This is a genomic window from Actinoplanes sp. GCM10030250, from assembly GCF_042666575.1.
GTDB lineage: Bacteria > Actinomycetota > Actinomycetes > Mycobacteriales > Micromonosporaceae > Actinoplanes.
The window spans coordinates 114,844-132,106 of record NZ_JBHTDO010000022.1 but is presented as its reverse complement, the minus strand read 5'-3'; the positions used below and the strand labels follow the sequence as shown (position 1 = coordinate 132,106).

The following is a 17,263-nucleotide window of genomic DNA, read 5'->3' as shown; positions in this document are numbered from 1 at the left end:
ACGAGCCAGCGCGCGGTCAATCACGCCGAGCCCCGGGTTCGACCTGGACGATCAGGTCAACGACGAAGTCTGCGGCATGGCGAGCCGCTGGGGCTTGAGAGTCATCGACCTTTCCCACGCCCCAGTCAGAGATGCCCTTGACAATGATCCAGTCGCGCTTCGCCTGGACAGCGGCAGCGTAGAGACCGGCCGCCTCCATCTCTCCGGCAATAGCCTCCTCGTCGAGGACACGCAATCTGGCGCGCTCCTCCGGGTTGTTGACCAGAGTGTTGAGCGACAGAAGAGGGCCGAAGTGAACCGCCGGCTCCCGCGCCCGACCAAGAACGCGTGCGTGGCTCAACAGGTCACTCGAAGCCTCGGGGCGAGGGCCTCGGCTGATCTCGTACCAAGAACCATCGGCACGGGTCGTCACCTTACGATGCTCCACGGCGCGCAGTTGAGTTGCGACCACGACGTCACCGATGTTCTGCTTTCCACCGTCGAACTCTCGGGAGTCCAAGCCGTAACAGATGCCGGTCAGGATCAGGAATGCCGGATCGAGATTCTTGACGAGGTTGTCGACGGTCCACGGCATCGAGCCGGCTCCAACTGTGCCCTGCTCACTCTGTGCCATGACGATACGAGCCCCGCCAAGGACTCCGAGATTGGTCACGGCTTTGCCACCGACCCTGTCGGTCTGCGGGACAAGGCGAGGTGAGCGGGAGATGAAGGCATCCTCCAACGCTTTGGACTCGGTCTCATTGACGACGAGAATCGCCACGGTCGGCTCGGCTGCCATCCGCTCCAGGGCCCCGTACATGAGATTTCTCCTCGCGCGTCGGTACTGAATCCGTTGATGTATTGCGATGACGACGCACAGCGTGATCACCGGAACGGCGACCATGACGAGCAATCCCAGCAGCTGCGCCTGCCAGGTCGTCGATCCCGGGAACTGGAAGAAGACGTACTCGATGATCCAGCGCAGTGCCCGCGGGTAGGTGATCGGTCGATCACCACAGTCAGGAGTCAAACATGCCTGGCGTTCGAACGAGGCGACGATCTGCGCCGAAACCAGCACACAAAGGGTGGTAGCCGTCAGCATGAGCCGTACGACACTCAACGGCCGGACAGCCGCGTGATCGGGCCTGCTGAAGTTCTTCCTAGCACCGATGACGAACCAATCCGTCTGCGGGATCCGTTCGAGTGAAGCCAGGGATCCGAGTACGCCTCTGACATCGCGGCCGGTGAAACTTTCGACACGAACGCCGACATATTCGGAACCGAACGCACGATCTACGGGCAACATCGCGTCCGTCAATGTTGCGACTCGCCGCAAAGCCTCCGTGCTGAGCCGTGCCGCATCAGCGGGATCGATTGCATGGCAGAAGACGATGGTCCAGCGGTGCCCCCGAATCTCATTGCCGATGATCTCACTTTCTGCAACATTCGCGCTGCTCGACCGGACGAGTTCCCCGGCGAGCCGGATCACAGAGACGATCATGTCGCCGACCAGCACCGCCAAGCCTGCCAGGATCAACACCAGGGCGGTGAAAGCGTTCGCTCTGTGGACGAGAACCAGTGGGATCGCCACCGACATGGCAAACGCTGCCGGGGCCAAAGGCAGGATGAACTGCCAAGCACGGGCCAGCCAGGCGATTGCACGCACATTTCGTGGCAGCACCCGCATCGCCGAGTTCCACTCGGCCATCCGAGCAATCGGCGGCTCAATGACGGCGAAAGCGTCCGCCGATCCGACCAACCGTCCTTCCTTGGCAGCCAGAAGCAGGAGTAGGGGGAGCGGTGGCCTGGCCCGGAAGATACCCAGCCCACGGGGCCGGATTGAGTTCCTCGCCTGCTTCGCCTCAGGGGTCCGCGGAACACCACTCGCCCACGAACGGCATTCTCCGTAAGTCAGGCCCGGGTTCGCTGCGGGAGGCCACTCGGCTTGCACAAGTGTCGAGAATAGAGGCACTGCGGAAGGGGATGACTCGTGGAGTTCACTTGGGGAGTACTCAGTTCGTTGATCGCAAGCCTGCTGGTGGGGGGATCGCTTGGTTTGGATCAAGAAGGCTTCGCGGAAGATTGATCAGTTGGCTCTCGCGGCTGACCGGAGCCGGTGTCGCTCGAACATACCCGAAGCAGTCCATGGCGAACGCAGCATTTGCCGACGACTTGCGTGATGCGAAATGGGTGCGTGTCTTCACTAGCCGGGGCAACGAAATCACTCGTGACAGCTTCGCCGACCTGTGGAGCAGGCGATCGGGGAGCGTTCCGGTCAAGATTCTGCTTCCTGACCCGCGCGCCGGCGCTGAGGGCACCTGGCTGGACCGTCGCGAATGTGAGGATCGGATCACCTCACCTCCTCGGCGGATCCTGCCCCCAGCGTGCCATGCCGGACCGCGCTCCTGCGACGGCATAGGCATCATCAGCCCTACGGATCAGCCCAGCGAATATCTGAGGGCCGCTCACCATGCGGGTCACTGCCTCGACGGGGCCGGGCGTGATAGCTCGGCTTGACGGGAACAGGGGCACATCGGGCTGCAGAAATCACGACTGCGACCGCCCTGTCCGAGGACGCTGTCATCACCACGATCTAGGCCGCCATCGCTATCCCGCGCGGCGATCCGGAAGCCACCTGACCCGTAAGCAGCGTGTTGCGGACCTCGCCAGCGACCGCTCGGCGCAACTCGCTCGGCAGCTAGTGAAGGGTGCTTGGTGCACTGCCGGGCAGACTCACAAGGGCGGAACCGATGCGATAGCGCAACCACCGCGCCTGGAGCGACCACCGCACCGTGGGGTCTGGGGGTCGCCCACAGGCTGGTGGAGTGGGGCGGGCGGGACTCGAACCCGCGACCGAGGGATTATGAGTCCCCTGCTCTAACCCACTGAGCTACCGCCCCGTACCGGCGGCGATCCTATCCCGTGCCCCGCTCCCGCAGCTAGCGATCTATCACCGCACCAGGGATTTCGGCAGAAGCTGAGGGTCAGACACCATGTCCGGAGGCTGAAGATCCATCCGCCTCCGGTATCCCGTCCTCACCCACCGACGCCTCCTCCGGCCCATCCTGTGTGGTGAATTCGGCGAAATTCTCCGGATTGATCTCGCTCATGAGGCGCCGACCTGGGCGCCGATCGACTCCAGGACCGCGCCGGCTGTTCGCCAGCCGCCGGCCATCGCACCCTGGAGGGAGGGACTGTCGCGATGATCACCCGCGACGAAGAGACCATCGCCTAGAGAGACCGGTTTGCGAAGGCGGGACTGGGGGGCGCGGGCCGCAGGCAGGGCCTGGGGCACCGTAACCACGTTGAGCAGTTCCCAGTCGTCGGTCGGGGCACCGTAGATCCGGGACAACTCGACCCGAATGACCGCTTCGGAGGCGCTAGAAGGGGCCGAGACGCCGACGATTGACGCGGCGATCAGGCTTTTGCCTGCGGGAGCATACTCGGGCGCGGCGTTGCTCAACACCACGGTGTTGGCGATGATCTCGCGGCGGTCGCCGTCCAGCAGGAGGATGGGCTCGTCGATGGGTGCGTGGTCGGCGCCGAAGTAGAAGGTGGTCAGGCCGTGCACGTCGGGGCGGGGCAGGCCGGGTAGCAGGGCGGCGGCGGTCAGCGGGTCGGTGGCGACGATCACGGCGCGGCAGTGGATCTCGCCGCCCTCCGTTACTACCAGGCCTGGGCCGATCGAGAGGGTGCGGGCGCCGATCAGCAGCTGCGGGAAGGGCAGCGGGCCGGCGATGGCGGCGGGCAGGGCTGCCATGCCGGAGGCGGGGACGCCGATGCGGCCGCGGGTGAAGGAGCGCAGCACCATGGCGGCGACGTGGCTGGACGTGTCGAGGGTGCGTTCGGCGAAGACGCCGGAGAAGAACGGTCGCAGCACCTCTTCGATGATCCGGTGGGAGAGGCCGGCGTTGCGCAGCATCTCCTGGGTGGTGGTTTCCGGGATGTCGAGCAGCCTGTCGGGCGGCAGCGTGGCGCATTTGGTGGCCAGCGCGGCGAACTTGAGCCGGTCCGCGAAGGTGCCGACACCCGAGGTCAGGGTCTGCGGCGTGGCTAGCGGATCACGCAGCGGGTTCTCCAGGCGGTGCAGGCCGGCGCCGCGGCGCACCAGCACGCCGGAGGTGAAGTAACGCATGTCGAGTGCGTCGACGTCGACGAGGGCGGGCAGCCGCGGATAGGCGGTGTTCAGCACCTGGAATCCGCGATCCATCCGCCAGCCGTCCATGACGTCGGTGGCGACTCGCCCGCCGATGCGGTCGGACCCCTCCACGAGCAGCCATTCCACGCCGGCGCGGTCGAGCCGGCGGGCAGCGGACAGCCCGGCGAGCCCGCCGCCGACGATGACGACGTCCACCTCTACCGGCTGCGACATGAACACCTCACAGGCTGCTAATCAACGCGGGACTCAGCGTAACCGGGCACGCGCGACCTGGGAGGCGAAAGAGCCAGCAGGCCTTCGGCCCCAAGGCCAAATGCATGCATCGGTACGGTCGAAGCGTGCCGCCGGAAGCGGTGGCTTCGCAACGGCTCGGGTGGTTCCCCGGGCGCACCGCGTGAAACAGAAAATCCCAGGCCGCCGGCCTGGGATTCGAAGAAGCTCCCCGAATTGGACTCGAACCAATAACCTGCCGGTTAACAGCCGGCTGCTCTGCCAATTGAGCTATCGGGGAATGCTCTACCACCTGTGCCGCCCGGTTTCCCTGGCGACGGAGAACAGACTACATGACCACACAGGCGCCCCACCAACGGGATACCCACCCGTGGTCAGTGGCGGGGTGACATGCCCGAAACCTGGATCCGGGGAGTAGCGGAGGGACAGGATGGGTATGCCACCCCCAGACGCACGCGCGTCATCCAACGGAAGGAGCCGCCATCATGCGCGGAAAGCTGATGTTCCTTACCGGTCTCGCGGCGGGCTTCGTCATGGGCAGCCGTGCCGGCCGGGAGAAGTACGAAGAGATCCGGGCCAACGCTCAGAAGGTCTGGCAGCACCCGTCGGTGCAGGAAGCCGCCGGTGTCGCCCAGGCGCAGGCGAACAAGCTCTACACCGAGGGCAAGGACAAGATCCAGTCGTCCAAGCTCGGTGAGAAGCTGCAGACGGGCACGACCGGCACCTCCAGCTCGGACAGCACCGACGAGCTGCTGGCGTCCAGTGACACCCTCGCCACCTCGAAGAGCAGCCGCACCGGAACCACCGGCACCAGCACCACTTACTGAGACCGTTTCGTCGAAAGGCCGCCCCGCTCTCGGGGCGGCCTTTCGACGTCTGAGCAAAGAGTCGTCAGGAGTCCGACGAGAAAGCGGCGTCGAACGCGGCGGACGGCGGATCGAAGGCGAGCCGGCGTACGAACTTGATGGCCTCGGGAGCTCCGACCAGCCGGTCCATTCCGGCGTCCTCCCACTCGATGGACAGCGGTCCGTCGTACCCGATGCTGTTCAAAGCCCGGAAACAGTCCTCCCAGGGCACATCGCCGTGCCCGGTCGAGACGAAGTCCCAGCCACGCCGCAGGTCGGCCCAGGCCAGGTGGGAGCTGAGCCGCCCGCGCCGCCCGTCGCCGGTCCGCACCTTCGCGTCCTTGCAGTCCACGTGATAGATCCGGTCGGCGAACTCGAGGATGAACCCGACCGGGTCGAGGTCCTGCCAGACGAAGTGTGACGGGTCCCAGTTCAGCCCGAAGGCCGGCCGGTTCCCGATCGCCTCCAGCGTCCGCCGGGTGGTCCAGTAGTCGTACGCGATCTCGCTCGGGTGAACCTCATGCGCGAACCGGACGCCCACCTCGTCGAACACGTCGAGGATCGGGTTCCACCGCTCGGCGAAGTCCGCGTACCCGCGCTCGATCATCTCGGGCGGAACCGGCGGGAACATGGCGAGCGTGTGCCAGATCGACGATCCGGTGAAGCCGACCACCGTGCGCACACCGAACTTGGCCGCCGCCCGGGCGGTGTCCTTCATCCGGTCGGCCGCGCGTACCCGTACCCCTTCGGGGTCTCCGTCCCCCCAGATCGCCGCCGGCAGAATGCCGCGGTGCCGCTCGTCGATCGGGTGATCGCAGACCGCCTGCCCGACCAGATGGTTGGAGATCGCGAAGCACTTCAGGTTGTGCTTGGCGAGCTGCTCGTGCTTGCGGTCGACGTAGTCGTCCTCGGCGAGCGCCCGGTCCACCTCGAAGTGGTCACCCCAGCAGGCGATCTCCAGGCCGTCATAGCCCCACTCCGACGCGAGCCGGCAGACCTCCTCGAACGGCAGGTCGGCCCACTGGCCGGTGAAGAGCGTTATGGGTCGTGCCATCTTTCCCTCCCTGGTGGCTGGCGTTAGCCGGCCGGCGAGGGAGAACCGGCCACGGGGCATCGCCACGCCGATGCGGCACGCGTCGTGCCGGACGGGTTTGCGCCTCCCGCCGGCCCGCCCGTCGTGGCGGGTGGCCCCACAGCGACTCTACGGCGGCGCGGCACCGAGGCGGAAGGGCGCGGTGCTGAAGAAAGGCCGTAACCAAAGCATCCGCCACTCGTTGACGGGTGAGGATCATTTTGCCCCTTCCGAACACCTGGATGACCCCCGATGACAGGTGAACCCCCGACCGAGTGGCGCACCAACCGGCCGGCCGTCCTCGTCGCGCTCGCGATCCTGGCCGCCGTCACGCTGACCACCGGCCTCGTCCTGCTCCCGCCGTCCGCCGGCGCGGGCCTGCTGACGGCGTGCTCGGCCGGGATCGCCGTGGTGATGCTCCGAGCAGCGGCCTCCGGCCGGTCGGGCGGGCCCCGCCTGCGCGTGCTGACGCTGGGCTGCGGCGTGCTGCTCACCGCCGGAGCCGGCGCGGCCAGCGCGGTCACCGTCGTGGTGGCGCCCGACGTGCTGGTCGCCGAGGTCCCGCTGCCCACGGAGATCCCGCTCGTCGCCCTCTTCCTGGTGGCACTGACCTACCTGCCGGCGATCCTGCGCCCGCTGCAGCGCCGCGACCAGCTGGCCCGCCTGCGGGTCGGGCTGGACACCGTGGGCGGCGCGGCCTGCCTGATCCTGCCGCCCTGGCTCCTGCTCCAGAATGCCGGCCCGCCACGCGGTGCGGCGATCACCGCGCTGATCGCCGGTGGTGCCGCCACCGCGGTCGTCGCTGTGGCGGGCGTCCACGCGATCCGGCACCGGGCGGCCCTGCTGTGGTGCGGTTCCGGCGCGGCGCTCTCCCTGATCGGGCTGACGGCGCTGGTCGTCGGCATCGACTATCCGTTCGAGCCGAACGCGGCCATCGGGGCCTTCGCCGGTGCCGCCGCCGTCAACGTGGCCGCCGGGCTGCTCTGGTACGGCTCGGTCCGCATCTCCCCCGACGCGCACCCGATGGCCCCCGCGGGCAGCGAGCCGTCCGCCAGTTTCCCGCTGCTCGCGCTGCCGATCGGCGCGGCGGTGCTGGGCACCGTGTACCACCTGCTCAACGGCCACAGCCTGGACCCGATGTCGATAGTCCTGGCCACCACGGCGATCGTGGCCGTGGCGGCCCGGGAGTGGGTCTCCGCGATCGCCCTGCGCCGGCACGCCGAGCACCTCACCGACCAGGGCAACCGGCTGCGGAGCCTGATGTTCGGCGCCGCGGACGTGGCGATGATCCTGGACGCCGACCTGGCGGTGCGCTGGCAGTCACCGGCCGCGGCGCGCCAGTTCGGCCTGTCCGACCAGGAGGTCCTCGGCCGGGCGGCGTCGGTGCTGGTCGACCCCGAGCAGGCCGACACCCTGCACACGTTCCTGGCCGCGCGGCTGGTCACCGGCGCGGCCTCACCCGGGGAGAGCGTCGCGGTCCGCCTCCGGGACGGGTTCGGCCGGTGGCGGGAGACGGAGTGGACAACAAGCGGCGGTGACCCGGCCGAGCCCGGCCGGACCCTTGTCGTGCACGTGCGCGACGTCACCGAGATGCGCAACCTCGAGCAGGCGCTGCGCCAGGCGGCCCATCTCGACCAGCAGACCAGCCTGGCCAACCGGCAGGGGCTGCGCCGCGCGGCGGAGCTGATCCACGACCCGGGTGCGCTGATCGTCATCGAGCTCAGCGGGCTGACCGCGATCGGCGACGTGCACGGCCCGGACGTCGCCGACGTGGTCGCGGTGGAGGCCGCCCGGCGGCTGCGCAACCAGGTGGACAGCGCTGACGTACCGGCCCGGCTGGGTGAGACCCGGTTCGCGGTGCTGACCCGATGCGGCGCGGTCCGCGCTCACCTGCTCGCCGGTCAGCTGCTCAGCGTGCTGTCGGCGCCCTACTCGGTGGCCGGCACCGTCTCGCGCCTGTCCGCGTGGGCCGGCCTGACCGACCTCACCGCGGAGGCCGAGGTCGACGAGGTGATCCGCCGGGCCGGCCTCGCCCTGCGGTCGGCGCGCTCCGGTCCCCCGGCGTCGGTGGAGTGGTACGACGAGCAGATGGAGGCTCGACTGCTGCGCCGCTCGACCCTCGAACAGGACCTGCCGGGGGCGGTCTCCCGCGGCGAGTTCGACCTGAACTACCAGCCGATCGCCGAGCTTCCCGGGCAGCGCCCGGCAGGCGTCGAAGTCTTGATCAGCTGGCGGCATCCGACGCTCGGCCCGGTGCCGGCCGGCGAGCTGCTGGCCCAGGCCGAGGAACTGGGGCTGCTCCACCAGATCGGGCACTGGGTGCTACAGCGTTCGTGCCGGCTGCTCGCCGAGTGGCGGCGGCAGCACGAGTCGCTCTGGCTCGCGGTTCCGGTCCGCCCGCGCGAGCTGCTCGACCCCGCGTTCCAGGTGAGCCTGCGGACTGCGCTGGAGGTCAACCGGCTCCCGCCGTCGGCGCTTGTCATCGAGGTCGCCGAGCAGGACCTCAGCCAGGAGGGTGAGGATCTGGGGCCACGGCTGGGTGAGCTGCGGGCGTACGGGGTGCGGACCGCGGTCGGCAACTTCGGCGCGGGGCCCACGTCGCTGAGCCGGTTGCGGGTGCTCCCGATCGACCTGTTGAAGATCGACCAGGGCGAGTTCGGGCAGTTCGGCGAGATCATGGACGTGGTGGTGATCCTGGGGCGGCGGCTCGGCCTGGAGGTGATCGCGTGCGGGGTCTCCACGCCGGCGGACCTCGACGCCGTACGGACGGCCGGGTGCCGGCTCGGCCAGGGTGACCTGCTCGGCCGAGCGGCACCGGCGGAGCACTTCGAGGCGATGCTGGAGCGCAGCCGGGACGCGTCCCACGGCAACAGCTGACCACCCGAACGCATCTGCCCGCCGCCCTGACGCTGAAGGCCCGACGGGCTTATTCAGGGCGGGATCCGGGCGGGATCAGGGAGCGGTGCAGGGCTGCTGCTCCGGCACCAGGCCGATGCCGGTCAGTTCCTCCACCACGTACGCCAGGTCGCTCGCCGTCTGCTCGTGGTCGCCGGGGGTGTCGAGGTCGACGTACTCGGTACGCGCGGTGTCGGCGGCGAGCAGGTGCCGCAGGACCGGCTGCCAGGCGGCCCTCGGGTCGGTGATCCGGGCGGTGATGACGGAGAGCCCGGCGTCGGTGAGCCGGTCGATGCCACCGGTCGGATCCGGCCAGTCGCGGAGCACGGTGGCGAGATCGAGGCAGATGCCCAGCCGGTCCTTGTCGACCCGGGTGAGTGCGGCGACCGTCTCCTCGGGGCTGTCCAGCACGCGGCCGGGACCGGGCTGGAAGCCGGCGCGGACCGCACGGCCGACCCGCCAGGCGAGGTCGGCGAGCCCACCGGAGAGGCGGCCGAGGTGGCGGGCGACGTCGCGGTCCTTGGCCTCGTCCCACCCGTCGCGGCGGCCGAGGCCACAGGTGGCGACGGCGCCGCGCACCTCCTCGAAGGGCAGCAGGTCGACGAGGATCCGGGCCAGCTCGAGGGTGTGCCGCAGGCGGCCCGGGGTGCTCCAGTCGGCCACCGGGTCCTCGCCGCCGCCCTCGGCGTCGGACCCGCCGCTCAACGTGACGACCTCGAGCCCGCGGGCGTCGAGTTCGAAACGCAGCCGGGTGCGGGCACGCCCGTCGTCGGCGAGGGCGGCGGCGAGTGGCAGTGGCAGCCGGAGCGCGACGCCCAGGGTGCCGGTGCCGAAGCGAGCCCGCAGTGCCGACGTGGCGGCGTCGAGATGATCGACAGCGGCGCTCAGAGTTTCTGCCTGGTCTAGGCTGATGCCGCAACTGAGGTGCACGATCCGGCCGGAGGGATGTCGCAGCCGCATCAATTTCCTCCCCGGACGAGGTCACCCGTGCAGGTGCACGTGCATTCGCTCGTGCTGACGCCTCCAGTATGGACCATCTCGGAGCCGATCCTCGATGGACCGACTCCGCACCATCGGGGTTTCATCGCCGCCTCCGTCCGTGGATGCCTGTCCTCGGATACGAGCGTGCGGCGTGAGAGGGATCACCGGCGCACCCACCGTGCGACGTCATGACCGGCCACAACATGATCAGAAGCGGCCCACCAAATACATGTACGTCGATTCACGTTACGCCGGTGACCAGCGAGTAGCTTTCCGCGCACCGTCCAAAGAGAGCGTTCTCGGACGGCGTACGTGTTCATGTTTTGCATAAACGGACATGCACTGGTCGACTGCTCGTGCGTCCGCCGCGTGCCGTAGCACGCCGATGCGGATGCACGGGCGAGTAGCCCGCACATCCGCATCACCCGCCGCGGACCGGCCGGCGCGGGGCGCAACCACGCCGTCCCTCGCCGCTCCCGGCGGACACTCAGCGAGCTGGTCCCCAGCGCTGCCTCAGCACTCGTGAAGCACCCCTGAGAGCCAGCCGGCATTCTTCAGCTGGTCCCCAGGGGCGCCTCAACGACCGGAAGGCACCCCTGAGAGCCAGCTGGTGGGTTCAGCCCTGAACGGGCTCGAGCACGGGCTCGACGTCGGTCCAGCTGCCACCCGCGGCGGACCGCTCCACCGCGTCCAGCACCAGCTGCACCTGGAGAGCGTCGGCGAACGACGGAGCCGGGTCCCGGCCCTCGGCGATCGCCTCGATCAGGTCACGGACCTCGTGGGTGAAGGAGTGCTCATACCCCAGCCCGTGCCCCGGCGGCCACCATCCGGCCACATACGGGTGATCCTCCTCGGTCACCAGGATCCGGCTGAACCCCTGCTCCGCCGTCGGCAGGGTGCCGTCGTAGAACTCCAGTTCGTTCATCCGCTCGAAGTCGAACGCGAGCGAACCGAGCGAACCGTTCAGCTCGACCCGCAGCGCGTTCTTCCGGCCGGTGGCGAAACGGGTGGCCTCGTACGTGGCGACCGCTCCCCCGTCGAGCCGGGCCAGGAAGAGCGCGGCGTCGTCCACAGTGACGTCCCCCACGGCGGCGCCGTTGCCGGCCGCGGAGAGCCCGGACGACGCCGACGGCAGTGGGCGTGACCGCACGAACGTCTCGGTCAGCGCCGAGACAGCGGTGATCGACTGGCCGGTGACGAACTGGGTGAGGTCGACGATGTGCGCGCCGATGTCACCGAGAGCACCGGAACCGGCGATCTCCTTACGCAACCGCCAGACCAGCGGGAACTGCGGATCGACGATCCAGTCCTGCAGGTAGGCGGCCCGGACGTGACGGATGGTTCCGATCCGTCCGGACGCGACCAGGTCACGCATGAGGGCGACGGCGGGCACCCTGCGGTAGTTGTAGGCGCACATCGCCCGTACCCCATGGGTTTTGGCACGAGCGGCGGCCGCAGCCATCTCCCGCGCCTCGGCCACCGAATTGGCCAGGGGTTTCTCGCAGAGAACGTGCTTGCCGGCGGCAAGCGCGGCAAGCGCGATCTCGGCGTGGGTGTCACCCGGTGTGCAGATGTCCACCAGGTCCACCTCATCGCTGTCCACGATCGACCGCCAGTCGGTGGTGTGCCCCTCCCAGCCCAGCTTCGCGGCCGCGCCCGCCACCTGATCGGCGGAGCGGCCGCAAACCACAGACATCCTGGCGCGCAGCGGTAGATCGTAAACGTGATTGACGGTGCGCCAGGCCTGCGAGTGCGCGGCCCCCATGAACGCGTAGCCGACCATGCCGACTCGCAGGTCCTGCGACATTCTGTCCCCTTAGAAGCCGAGCTTGCTGTACTGGGCGGCGTTCTCCTTGGTGATCGTCTCGGAGGCGAGCATGATCTCCTTCGGAACCTGGAGCTCCACCAGGTCGCTCATCCCCTTGCCCTGGACGATCAGGCGAGCCAGCGAGACCGCCGAGGAGGCCATCGACGGGCTGTAGGTGACGGTGGCCTTGAGCACGCTGTCGTCCTTGGCGATCGCGTCGATCGCCGCCTTCGAGCCGGCGCCGCCGACCATGAAGAACTCGCTGCGGTTGGCCTGGTCGATCGCGGCCAGCACACCGACACCCTGGTCGTCGTCGTGGTTCCAGAGCGCGTCCATCCTGGGCAGCGCCTGGAGCAGGTCGGCGGCCGCAGCCTGGCCGCCGTTGACGGTGAAGTCGGCGGCGCGCCGGTTGGCCACCTTGAAGCCGTGGACCTGGAGAGCGTCGACGAAGCCCTTCGAGCGTTCCTGGGTCAGCTCGAGGGAGTCGATCCCGGCGATCTCACCGATGATCGGGTTGGCGGTGCCCTTGGCCTTGAGCTGCTCGCCGATGTACGTGCCGGCGGCCAGCCCCATGCCGTAGTTGTCGCCCTTGAGCTGGAGCCGGTAGGCGTCCTGCGAGGGGAAGGCGCGGTCCAGGTTGACCACCGGGATGCCGGCTCGCATGGCTTCCTCGGCGGCCGCGTTCAGTTCCTTGCCGTCGTGCGGGAGCATCACGATGATGCTCGGCTTCTGGGCGATCATCGTGGAGATCGCCGCCCGCTGGGCAGCCGCGTCGGCGCCGGCCTCGGTGATCTTCAGTTCGACGTCGGAGAACTGCGCGGCCTGAGCCTTCGCGTTGTTGGTGATCGCGGCGATCCAGCCGTGGTCGGCGGCGGGAGCGGAGAACCCGATCACCACCTTCGCTCCGGCGGCGGAGTTGTCGTTGCTGGCGTTCGTGTTGACCTGAGCGTTGCTGGTGGTGTCGTTGCTGGTGCACGCGGTGAGCAGGACACCCGTACCGACGGCAGCGCCGCCGAACAGAATGCGCCTACGGGACAATGAGGACATTATTGCTCCCGTCCTGAGACTATTTCGGGGGTGGGTCATCGCTTGAAAATCTGGGTGATGGAGCGGTAGTTGAACTGCTGGATCAAGACGGCGACGACGATGATGCCGCCCTTGACCATGTTCTGGACCTCGGTCGGGAGGTTGTTGATCGCGAAGAGGTTGGTGATGGTGGAGAAGACCAGGACGCCGAGGACAGCGCCGACGATCGTGCCGCGGCCACCGCTGAGCAGCGTGCCGCCGATGATCGCCGCGGCGATGGCGTCCAGCTCGTAGAGGTTGGCGGTGGCGGCCTGTGCGCTGGTCGCCTGCGAGGTCAGCATGATCGCCGCGATGCCGCAGCACAGCCCGGAGAGCACGTAGAGCAGCAGGGTCTGCCGCTTCACGTTGATACCGGCCAGGCGGGCCGCCTCCGGGTTGCCGCCGACCGCCACGGTGCGGCGGCCGAAGGTGGTCCGGTTCAGCAGCACCCAGCCGGCCACCGCGACCGCCGCGAAGAGGATCACGAGCAGCGGGATGCCGAGAATCCGGGTGGTGGCGATGCCGTTGATGGTGTCGTTGGTGGAGATCTGCGTCTGCTTGCCGGAGATCTGCGCGGCGAGACCTCTGGCGGCCACCAGCATGGCGAGCGTGGCGATGAAGGCGACAAGCTTTCCGTACGCGATGAGCACGCCGTTGACCAAACCGACACCCATACCGACCACGATCGCCGTGAAGATCATCCCAGTCGCGCCGAAGCTCTGCGTCGCCACCGTGGTGGACCACACCCCGGCGAGCGCGATGATCGCCCCGACCGACAGGTCGATGCCACCACCGATGATGACGAAGGTCATCCCTACCGTCACCACACCGATCGCGGACGCCTGCTGCAGGATCGTCAGGATGTTGTTGCGCACCCAGGACGGGTCGCTGTACAGCTCCGGCCTGGTGATGATCCCGATGATCACCAGAGCGACGAGCACGGCGACGAGGCCGAGGTTGCGTACTGTCCCCTCGTCGAGGCGACGAGCGTCCCGCTTCTCGGAACGCACTGTTTCTGTGATCATGCCGGCTCCCCTTCCAGCAGCGAACCCGCCATGACGAGGTTCAGAACGGTGTCCTCGTCGATCTCAGCGGCGGGAGCCTCGTGGATGAGGCGACCCTCCCGCATCACCAGCACCCGGTCGGCCAGGCCCAGCACCTCGGGCACCTCGCTGGAGACCAGCAGGACGCCGACGCCGGTGTCGGCGAGACCACGGATGACCTGGTAGAGCTCGGCCCGGGCGCCCACGTCCACGCCCCGGGTCGGCTCGTCGAGCAGCAGCAGCCGGGTCTCGCCGAGCAGCCAGCGACCGACCACCACCTTCTGCTGATTGCCACCGGACAGCGTGCGCACCGGGCGGACCACACCGCGCGGTCGCAGCTCCAGCGACTCGGCGGTCCGCTCGGCCGCGGCCCGCTCCCCGCCGGTGTCGGTGAAACCCACCCGGGCGAACCGGGCGAACGACGCCAGCGTCATGTTCTTGAAGATCGGCTCGTCCAGCAGCAGCGCCTGGCTCTTGCGCTCCTCCGGTGCCATCCCCATGCCGTTGCGCACCGCGGACCCGACACTGCGGATCGGCTTGCCGGCCACCGAGATGGTGCCGGCGTCCGGGCGGCGGGCGCCGAAGATGGTCTCCAGCAGCTCGGACCGGCCGGAACCGACAAGCCCGGCGACCCCCACGATCTCGCCGGGGCGGACCGTCAGGCTCACGCCGGCGAACTCGCCGGACCGGGTCAGGTTGTCCACCACCAGCAGAGGTTCCGCCGCAGCCGACGACTCCTCGCGAGGCGGGAACACATACTCGATGGAGCGGCCGGTCATCTTGCTGACCAGCTCCTTCGTCGGCGTGGTGCGAGCCGGCAGGTTCGCCGCTGTGGTCCGGCCGTCCTTGAGCACGGTGACCCGGTCACCGATGTCGCGGATCTCGTCGAGCCGGTGCGAGATGTAGATGACGGCGATGCCCTGCGCGGTCAGCTCCCGGATGATCCGGAACAGGTTCTCCACCTCGTCGTGGGCCAGCACCGCGCTCGGCTCGTCCATCACGATCAGGCGGGCGTCGTGCGAGAGCGCCCGCGCCATGCTGACCACCTGCTTCGCGGCGGCCGGCAAGGTCCGCACGGCCCGGCGCGGGGCGATCTCCGCGTGGCCCAGCCGGGTCAGAATTTCCTTCGTTCGGTACGACGTGACGCGGCGCCTGGTGAAACCGAAGCGACTGGGCTCGTGGCCGAGAAACGCGTTCTCCGCGACCGAGAGGTCGTCGACCAGATCAAGCTCCTGGTAGATAGTCGCGATTCCGGCTCGCATGGCGGCCTGCGGTGTGGGCGGAGCGAACGGCTCACCCAGCCAGGTGACCTCGCCCGCGTCGGCGTGGTGGACCCCGGCGAGCACCTTGATCAGGGTGGACTTGCCGGCGCCGTTCTGGCCGAGGAGGCAGTGGACCTCGCCGGCCCGGACCTCCAGGCGGACGCCGTCGAGGGCCCGGACGCCGGGGAACTCCTTGACCACGTCGTGGAGACGGAGAACCACCTCGTGGTCGCCCTCTTCAGGGCGGGTCTCCGGGCGGGTTTCCGCCCGGGTCTCTGTGTTGCTCGGCTCGTTGGTGGTCGTGTTGCTCGGCTCGTTGGTGGTCGTGTTGCTCGGCTCGTTGGTGGTCTCGGCGCGGCTTTCTTCAGGGCCTGGCGCCGGGTTGGGTGTCGGTGTCGTCATGATGCCTGCTCGAAGACGGCGTCGCTGGCCAGCACCGCGGCGCCTGTGACGCCGGCGCGGCTGCCCAACTCGGAGAGAACAACGGGAAGGTTGCCGGTGGCCAGCGGCAGCGAGCGGCGATAGACCACGCTGCGGATCTCGGCGAGCAGCACGTGACCGAGCTGCGCCAACCCGCCCCCGATGACGATCATCGACGGGTTGGCGAACGAGACCAGCGTCGCGAGAACACCGCCGACCCGCCGGCCGCCGTCGCGGATCAGTCGGATGCAGGTGATGTCACCCTCGGCGGCACCGTCCGCGACGTCCTTCGCGGTGATGACCACACCGGAGTCGGTGCCACCGGCACGGGCGGACGAGCCGGATCGTGCCGGGCGGGCAGCCGCGAGACGGGCGGCGAGGGCGGGCGACTCACCGGAGCGGGCCGCGGCGAGCGCGTCCCGGGAGAGCGCGGCGCCGCTGAACAGTGCTTCCAGACAACCGCTGTTGCCGCAGGAGCAGGCCGGCCCACCCGCCTCGACCTGGATGTGCCCGATGTCGCCGGCGCACCCGTCCACCCCACGGAAGACCGCACCGGCCAGGTGGATGCCGCAGCCCACCCCAGTCCCGATCTTGACGAAGAGGAAGTCGTCGACCGAGTGCGCGACACCGCCGTGCCGCTCGCCGATCGCCATGATGTTGACGTCGTTGTCCACCACGGCGACACAGTTGTTCTCCCGGGCGAGCAGCTCGCGCACCGGATAGCGGTCCCAGCCCGGCATGATCGGCGGCGAAACCGGCACGCCGTCACGGAAGCTCACCGGCCCCGGAACTCCTATTCCGACAGCGTCCAGCCGCTCGTAGACGCCGTCGGTGCGCGCTTTCGCCAGCAGGTCGTTGACCCGGTGCAGGGTCGCCCGCGGGCCGGAGCGGATGTCGGCACTCTCCCGATACGCCGCGAGCGGCTCCAGCCGCCCATTCGTCACCTCGACGTCTATCGAAGTGGCGCCCAGATCGACCGCGGCGAACCGCAGACCCGGGTGAAGCTCGACAAGCGTGGACCGGCGGCCGCCACGGGACGCCGCCATCCCGGCCTCGGCGATCAGCCCGCTCGCCACCAGCCGCTCCACCTCGGCGAGCAACCGGGGACGGCTCAGCTCGAGGCGATCGCCCAGCTCAGCACGCGAGACGGGACCCTCGTCGCGCAGCATGCGCAGGATCCGCTGGTGAGGTGCATCGGTCACGAACAACGAACACCTCCGATGAAGTGGTGCCCGTCACAGTAGGCCAGTTCCGTCGTACCGGTCCATACCTTCTGCATGATCAAAAGAAACTTTTGCATAACGAAGCGAAAGTATGAGCGCCGCCCCGCCGTTCGGTGCCCCCTCTTGCGCCGGACGAAGACGACAACCAGACGGGTCTGACAGCAATCCGGCACAGCTCCCCGCGCCCCCGCCGCCGCGCCCAATGCCACGGGGACAGGCGCGGTTCCGGCACCGTCGGCACTCCCGAGGCCGCAGTCAGCACCGCTCGCCCTTCGTGCAGT

Annotated in this window: 12 protein-coding genes and 2 tRNA genes; 2 read left to right on the top strand and 12 right to left on the bottom strand. The window is 68.8% G+C overall.

Features of this window, described 5'->3' with window-relative positions:
* Positions 1–16: 16 nt before the first annotated feature.
* The 5 genes from ACFQV6_RS26275 to ACFQV6_RS26255 all read right to left on the bottom strand — a co-directional run bounded on the left by ACFQV6_RS26275 (position 17) and on the right by ACFQV6_RS26255 (position 4,649).
* Entirely contained in the window at positions 17–1,738 is a 1,722-nt protein-coding gene (locus ACFQV6_RS26275; protein ID WP_378030247.1) for a hypothetical protein, read from the bottom strand.
* A gap of 1,067 nt (positions 1,739–2,805) precedes the next feature.
* Positions 2,806–2,879: transfer RNA gene (locus tag ACFQV6_RS26270), tRNA-Ile, on the bottom strand.
* An 84-nt stretch (positions 2,880–2,963) separates the two neighbouring features.
* Positions 2,964–3,089, bottom strand: coding sequence for a hypothetical protein (locus ACFQV6_RS26265; protein ID WP_378030246.1), 126 nt, complete (start codon positions 3,087–3,089; stop codon positions 2,964–2,966).
* Entirely contained in the window at positions 3,086–4,351 is a 1,266-nt protein-coding gene (locus ACFQV6_RS26260; RefSeq protein ID WP_378030245.1) for an NAD(P)/FAD-dependent oxidoreductase, read from the bottom strand. The genes ACFQV6_RS26265 and ACFQV6_RS26260 overlap by 4 nt, the downstream gene beginning before the upstream one ends.
* A 225-nt stretch (positions 4,352–4,576) precedes the next feature.
* Positions 4,577–4,649, bottom strand: a tRNA-Asn gene (locus ACFQV6_RS26255).
* A gap of 205 nt (positions 4,650–4,854) precedes the next feature.
* On the opposite strand from ACFQV6_RS26255, the gene ACFQV6_RS26250 reads away from it, so the two are divergent.
* Entirely contained in the window at positions 4,855–5,196 is a 342-nt protein-coding gene (locus ACFQV6_RS26250; RefSeq protein ID WP_378030244.1) for a hypothetical protein, read from the top strand.
* Between the two features lie 64 nt (positions 5,197–5,260).
* Here the strand turns inward: ACFQV6_RS26250 and ACFQV6_RS26245 are convergent, their stop codons facing one another.
* Positions 5,261–6,268 carry a sugar phosphate isomerase/epimerase family protein gene (locus tag ACFQV6_RS26245; protein ID WP_378030243.1) on the bottom strand — a complete coding sequence of 336 codons (1,008 nt, stop codon included), beginning with the start codon at positions 6,266–6,268 and terminating at the stop codon, positions 5,261–5,263.
* 270 nt (positions 6,269–6,538) lie between these two features.
* Between ACFQV6_RS26245 and ACFQV6_RS26240 the strand changes: the two genes are divergently transcribed.
* Complete coding sequence (locus tag ACFQV6_RS26240) at positions 6,539–9,163, top strand: putative bifunctional diguanylate cyclase/phosphodiesterase (protein ID WP_378030242.1); 2,625 nt, start codon at positions 6,539–6,541, stop codon at positions 9,161–9,163.
* Between the two features lie 75 nt (positions 9,164–9,238).
* Here ACFQV6_RS26240 and ACFQV6_RS26235 read toward each other — a convergent pair whose 3' ends face one another.
* From ACFQV6_RS26235 to ACFQV6_RS26210, 6 genes are all read right to left on the bottom strand, one after another.
* Positions 9,239–10,141 carry a hypothetical protein gene (locus ACFQV6_RS26235; protein WP_378030241.1) on the bottom strand — a complete coding sequence of 301 codons (903 nt, stop codon included), beginning with the start codon at positions 10,139–10,141 and terminating at the stop codon, positions 9,239–9,241.
* A gap of 637 nt (positions 10,142–10,778) precedes the next feature.
* A complete protein-coding gene (locus ACFQV6_RS26230) occupies positions 10,779–11,969 on the bottom strand; it encodes a Gfo/Idh/MocA family protein (RefSeq protein ID WP_378030240.1) in 1,191 nt (396 codons plus the stop codon).
* A gap of 9 nt (positions 11,970–11,978) precedes the next feature.
* The gene (locus tag ACFQV6_RS26225; RefSeq protein ID WP_378030239.1) at positions 11,979–13,016 is read right to left on the bottom strand and encodes a substrate-binding domain-containing protein; all 1,038 of its coding nucleotides are present in this window, start codon (positions 13,014–13,016) and stop codon (positions 11,979–11,981) included.
* A 35-nt stretch (positions 13,017–13,051) separates the two neighbouring features.
* Complete coding sequence (locus ACFQV6_RS26220) at positions 13,052–14,059, bottom strand: ABC transporter permease (protein ID WP_378030238.1); 1,008 nt, start codon at positions 14,057–14,059, stop codon at positions 13,052–13,054.
* The gene (locus tag ACFQV6_RS26215) at positions 14,056–15,561 is read right to left on the bottom strand and encodes a sugar ABC transporter ATP-binding protein (RefSeq protein ID WP_378030285.1); all 1,506 of its coding nucleotides are present in this window, start codon (positions 15,559–15,561) and stop codon (positions 14,056–14,058) included. The genes ACFQV6_RS26220 and ACFQV6_RS26215 overlap by 4 nt, the downstream gene beginning before the upstream one ends.
* A gap of 176 nt (positions 15,562–15,737) precedes the next feature.
* Entirely contained in the window at positions 15,738–16,967 is a 1,230-nt protein-coding gene (locus ACFQV6_RS26210) for an ROK family transcriptional regulator (protein ID WP_378030237.1), read from the bottom strand.
* Positions 16,968–17,263: the final 296 nt, after the last annotated feature.

Bases quoted from the DNA above. Each gene is read 5' to 3' on its own strand.
- ACFQV6_RS26265 (WP_378030246.1), bottom strand. From the start codon at position 3,089: ATGAGCGAGATCAATCCGGAGAATTTCGCCGAATTCACCACACAGGAT.
- ACFQV6_RS26260 (WP_378030245.1), bottom strand. From the start codon at position 4,351: ATGTCGCAGCCGGTAGAGGTGGACGTCGTCATCGTCGGCGGCGGGCTC.
- ACFQV6_RS26250 (WP_378030244.1), top strand. From the start codon at position 4,855: ATGCGCGGAAAGCTGATGTTCCTTACCGGTCTCGCGGCGGGCTTCGTC.
- ACFQV6_RS26245 (WP_378030243.1), bottom strand. From the start codon at position 6,268: ATGGCACGACCCATAACGCTCTTCACCGGCCAGTGGGCCGACCTGCCG.
- ACFQV6_RS26240 (WP_378030242.1), top strand. From the start codon at position 6,539: ATGACAGGTGAACCCCCGACCGAGTGGCGCACCAACCGGCCGGCCGTC.
- ACFQV6_RS26235 (WP_378030241.1), bottom strand. From the start codon at position 10,141: ATGCGGCTGCGACATCCCTCCGGCCGGATCGTGCACCTCAGTTGCGGC.
- ACFQV6_RS26230 (WP_378030240.1), bottom strand. From the start codon at position 11,969: ATGTCGCAGGACCTGCGAGTCGGCATGGTCGGCTACGCGTTCATGGGG.
- ACFQV6_RS26225 (WP_378030239.1), bottom strand. From the start codon at position 13,016: ATGTCCTCATTGTCCCGTAGGCGCATTCTGTTCGGCGGCGCTGCCGTC.
- ACFQV6_RS26220 (WP_378030238.1), bottom strand. From the start codon at position 14,059: ATGATCACAGAAACAGTGCGTTCCGAGAAGCGGGACGCTCGTCGCCTC.